Raw genomic sequence first — 4,099 nt, 5'->3', positions numbered from 1 at the left:
ATCATAATGCAGCAATAAATATTCTTAAAAAAGGGTTGAAATATTTGGGAAATCATCTCAACGGTACTGTTGGGCAAACAGAAACCGACCCAAACGCCTTGGGAGAGTCCGGCCTCTGGGGTTTCAGTGGAGACATTGAGAATCTAAGCTGTCTCGTTGAACAAGGAATTTCTAACAGCGATGGGTCAAGAATCCCCCGTCACAGCGTAGCTTGACGGTGGGAGTATGTCAAACGCGGTTAATAGGACAAAATTAACCGGACATATCGAACGGAGTCTTTGATCTAGATGCTTAAAGACTGATTGAGGATAAAATACCCAGTTTCAATGGACAAGAGCTTATCTCATAGCAAGGAGAGAGTTAAACGGCTCTCTCCTTAATTATTGCTATTCGTCGTCGTCGTTGGCGCCAACTTGCTTGAGATGAATATGTTTTCTCCCCAAAGTAATTTCAAATTCATCTCCCGGTTTGAGTCCCATTTTTTTGGTGTAGGCCGAACCGATTAGGAGATTATTATTGGATTGGACACTGATCCGGTAGCTGGCCGAGCGCCCACCTCGTCCGTGGCCATTGGCACTGCTATCTAAGTCAATTCCCTCGGCATCGATTAGAGCATTGAGAAATTTCATCATATTAACGCGTTCAATACCATTTTTTGTCATGGTATAGTAGCCGCATTCCCGGGCTTTTTCCTCTTTGCTGAGGTTGCCTAGCTGTTTAACTTTCTCAATTAGTTCGAGGCCAGTCAGGGGTTCTGGATTGGTGGTTTTGTTCATTTAAGTTCGCGGCAGATAAGTAAAGGTTAGGGTCATCAAGGCTAGTCAAGGAGAATTGCTTCCCCCGACCAGAAACAATCGGGTTACGATTGCTCTCTACACTCATCTTACACGGTATAAACTAAAAATTATCACTTGCTTGAGGAAATTGATTGTAATTGATTGCACTGGATCTCTCGATCGAAATCTTAACAGAATTTATCAATGTTGATCGAGATGCTGAGGTAAGGGAGGTTAGTCTTTCTGTCATCAATGAGAGCAGGGGGTAGGATAGAGATCAAGAGGTAAAAATGAGGGATAATGAAGCTAACAACTAGGGGTCACTATAGTGTTAAAGCCTTGCTGGATCTTAGTTTACAACCGAGGGGAACTCCCGTATCGGTAAAATCGATCGCCCTGCGTCAAGATATCCCGGCCGCTTATCTAGAGAAATTGCTGATAGAAATGCGACGAGCGGGGTTAGTTCGCTCCTTTCGGGGAGCGCAAGGGGGTTATCAATTGGCCAGGCCGGCAAATCGTATCTCGTTGGGGCAAATTTTGGAGGCAGTGGGAGAGACGATCGAGCCATTATCAGGCTATCATCCCAAGGACGAACAGGCAGAAGATTGGGTGACATTTACTATCTGGAAACACCTACACGAGAAATTAAAAGAGGCCCTAGGGAAGATTACCTTAGCCGATTTATACTACGATGCCCGTAGCTGGATCGCCGCTAGGGGAGAGGAAACCAGCTTTATTGTTTAGTAGTTTAGAAGTTATGACAGCAACAACACAAGCAAAGATTTATGGGGGGGGTTGTCACTGTGGAGCGATCCGTTTTCAAGTGGCGATCGAGCATGAGCAAGCTCTAGACTGTAATTGTTCGATTTGTCAGAAAAAAGGCTTTCTGCATCTGATTGTTCCTTCAGCACAATTTACCCTCCTAAGCGGTGAAGATTTCTTAAGTACCTATACATTTAATACCCACACAGCCCAACATTATTTTTGTCGTGTTTGTGGTATTCATCCTTTCTATCGTCCCCGCTCCCATCCTGACGCTATAGATATAAACCTGCGCTGTTTGGAGGGCAATGTCTTAGAAGATTTTCAGATCCAGTTCTTTGATGGGGCTAACTGGGAAGAGAATATTGAGAAAATTCGGGATATCGATGGGAAAAGGGAGTAATTGTGAAGGAAGCGGCAACGGCGATTATTTTAGTATTAGGGGCGGTTTTAGATTATCTGGTCGGCGATCCTTGGGGATGGATTCATCCAGTGCAGGTGATGGGGGCGATTATTGCCGTTGCCACAAAAGTTATCCTTAATTGGACGCGGGAAAAAATTCGCCAACGTTTAGCGGGCATAATTCTGGGACTAGGTTTAATTATCTTGGCTGGGGTCTTAACTTGGCTAGGAATCCAATGGTTAGGTCAGGTCAATTTGCTCCTGAGTTACCTAGTACAAATGATTCTCCTAGCTAGTTGTTTAGCCGGCAGAAGTTTACGCAGGGCTGCCGAAACAGTCATCGCACCTTTACAAGCGGAAAATATCACCTTAGCTCGTTGCCAACTAAGTTTATACGTTGGTCGCGACACAGATAATCTCGACCGGGAAGAAATCCTCCGCGCCCTATTAGAAACCGTCAGTGAAAATGGTGTGGATGGAGTTACCGCGCCGCTTTTTTATGCCCTTCTCGGTGCTTTTCTGGGTGTGGGGCCAGTTCCCCTCGCTTGCGCTTATAAAGCCGCTAGTACCCTCGATTCGATGATTGGCTATCGTCGGCCACCCTACACCCATATTGGTTGGTTTAGTGCCAAAAGCGAGGATGTTTTGACATGGCTACCTTGTCGTTTGACGGTATTAACTCTCGCCCTAATTTCGGGCCAGCCGGAGCGGGTTTTAAGCATTTGTTGGCGCGATGCCCGTCGGGATCCTAGTCCTAATTCTGGTTGGAGTGAATGCGTCTATGGGGCGATTTTGGGGGTGCAATTGGGGGGTAAAAATCAATATCGGGGCCAGATTGTGGAAAAACCTTTATTGGGCGATAACCTCAACCCGATTACCGTCAAAACCGTCGAACAGGCTTTGAATTTAACTCGTACTTGTGTATTACTTTGGCTGGTGATTGCTGTCAGCTGCTTGATTGCTAGAGATTTTGCTCAATTGTAGCGACCACAGGCGACGGCGTTGACGGGGTTGACGCTGCCAGTAACGGATAATCAGGGAGAAGGTCAAGAATAGGGATTGCAGTATCTGTATCTGTCCCCAGAGACGTTGATAGTTTTGTCTGAGATAATAGCTTTTCGCCCCGGCGATGATAATATATTCCGGAGCGGGGTAAAAAATGTGGTGTAAACGTCGTTCCACCCGGTTTAAAATTTTGGTCACTCGCCCTAAAATCCGCCGCAATTGCCACAATTTCCAGACTAGAAAGCAATTAAATAAAGTTAGGCCTAGATTGAAGCCGAGGACAAAAAAGAACATGGTCGAGGCGATGGTCGAGTTATGCCAATTTTAACCCACATTCCCCACTTCAAAGTGTAGGGGAAAGAAATCTAAGACTAAATCCTGTTTAAAAGGTCGATTTAGCGTCCGAGGGCGTGTAATCCGTTAATAATTTCGGCACAGCGCTCGGTAACTGCCTGTAAAGCTTCTCTTTTGTTAGAAATCGGTGGCGGCAGCACTTCCCCGATGCGAATAGTTAAGGGGATACTATGGGGAAAAGAAGAACCTTTTTGAAAAATCTTTTCTGTCCCCCACAAACTGACGGGTAACAGAGGAACTCCCGCTTTAGCGGCAATCATCGCCGCGCCTAGTTTTGGTTGATGGATCAATCCGTCCTCGGTGCGGGTTCCCTCCAGAAACACTCCCACTGCCCAGCCCGCCGCTAATGCTCCCATCGCCGCCCGAATTGCCCCGCGATCACCACTGCCGCGTTTGACGGGATAGGCCCCATAAAGAGCGATCGCCTGTTTTAAAATCGGGATGGTAAATAATTCTTCTTTAGCCATATAAGCTACGGGACGACGCACGGCACAGGATAATAGGGGTGGATCGAAGTAACTGGCGTGATTGCAGACGATAATCAGAGGATGACGCCGGGGGACATTTTCCACTCCGTAAACGCGACCGCGAAAATAGCCGTGTAGGGTTGGGCTAACGATCGACCATTTAAAGAGATGATATAAAACTAAACTGGCAAAAGGTTCTCGCTCTTGAGGCTGGTTCATCGAAAATTTTGGGTGGGAAACCCCGCCGTTCTAGGTTGGCTTTACGTTAGAATTAAAAAGACCGTCTCGAAAACCAAGTGGGCGGACAGCACCTTGAAAACTCGGCTTAGGGGG

General features: G+C 46.5%; 6 protein-coding genes and 1 pseudogene. 4 read left to right on the top strand and 3 right to left on the bottom strand.

The annotated features are described in order from the left end of the window. Positions 1-215, top strand: a pseudogene (locus tag EWV84_RS00675) (RNA-guided endonuclease TnpB family protein); the annotation flags it as partial. A 171-nt stretch (positions 216-386) separates the two neighbouring features. Here EWV84_RS00675 and EWV84_RS00670 read toward each other — a convergent pair. Continuing rightward, positions 387-776 carry an AbrB family transcriptional regulator gene (locus EWV84_RS00670; protein WP_287075741.1) on the bottom strand — a complete coding sequence of 130 codons (390 nt, stop codon included), beginning with the start codon at positions 774-776 and terminating at the stop codon, positions 387-389. A gap of 300 nt (positions 777-1,076) precedes the next feature. Between EWV84_RS00670 and EWV84_RS00665 the strand changes: the two genes are divergently transcribed. The 3 genes from EWV84_RS00665 to cbiB are packed head-to-tail and all read left to right on the top strand — an operon-like array spanning position 1,077 to position 2,924. Then, the gene (locus EWV84_RS00665; protein ID WP_287075738.1) at positions 1,077-1,520 is read left to right on the top strand and encodes an Rrf2 family transcriptional regulator; all 444 of its coding nucleotides are present in this window, start codon (positions 1,077-1,079) and stop codon (positions 1,518-1,520) included. Further along, entirely contained in the window at positions 1,468-1,941 is a 474-nt protein-coding gene (locus tag EWV84_RS00660; protein WP_287075736.1) for a GFA family protein, read from the top strand. Before EWV84_RS00665 ends, EWV84_RS00660 begins: the two co-directional genes overlap by 53 nt. A 2-nt stretch (positions 1,942-1,943) precedes the next feature. Continuing rightward, the gene (cbiB, locus tag EWV84_RS00655; RefSeq protein WP_287075735.1) at positions 1,944-2,924 is read left to right on the top strand and encodes an adenosylcobinamide-phosphate synthase CbiB; all 981 of its coding nucleotides are present in this window, start codon (positions 1,944-1,946) and stop codon (positions 2,922-2,924) included. On the opposite strand, the gene EWV84_RS00650 is transcribed toward cbiB, so the two are convergent. Beyond that, the gene (locus EWV84_RS00650; RefSeq protein ID WP_287075734.1) at positions 2,865-3,143 is read right to left on the bottom strand and encodes a hypothetical protein; all 279 of its coding nucleotides are present in this window, start codon (positions 3,141-3,143) and stop codon (positions 2,865-2,867) included. The genes cbiB and EWV84_RS00650 overlap by 60 nt on opposite strands. A gap of 197 nt (positions 3,144-3,340) precedes the next feature. Continuing rightward, complete coding sequence (locus tag EWV84_RS00645; protein WP_287075732.1) at positions 3,341-3,985, bottom strand: lysophospholipid acyltransferase family protein; 645 nt, start codon at positions 3,983-3,985, stop codon at positions 3,341-3,343. Positions 3,986-4,099 lie beyond the last annotated feature (114 nt).

The sequence above is a fragment of the Microcystis sp. M_QC_C_20170808_M3Col genome, from assembly GCF_007095505.1.
GTDB lineage: Bacteria > Cyanobacteriota > Cyanobacteriia > Cyanobacteriales > Microcystaceae > Microcystis.
Note: the sequence above shows the minus strand (reverse complement) of the source record. Positions and strands in the feature narration are given on the sequence as shown.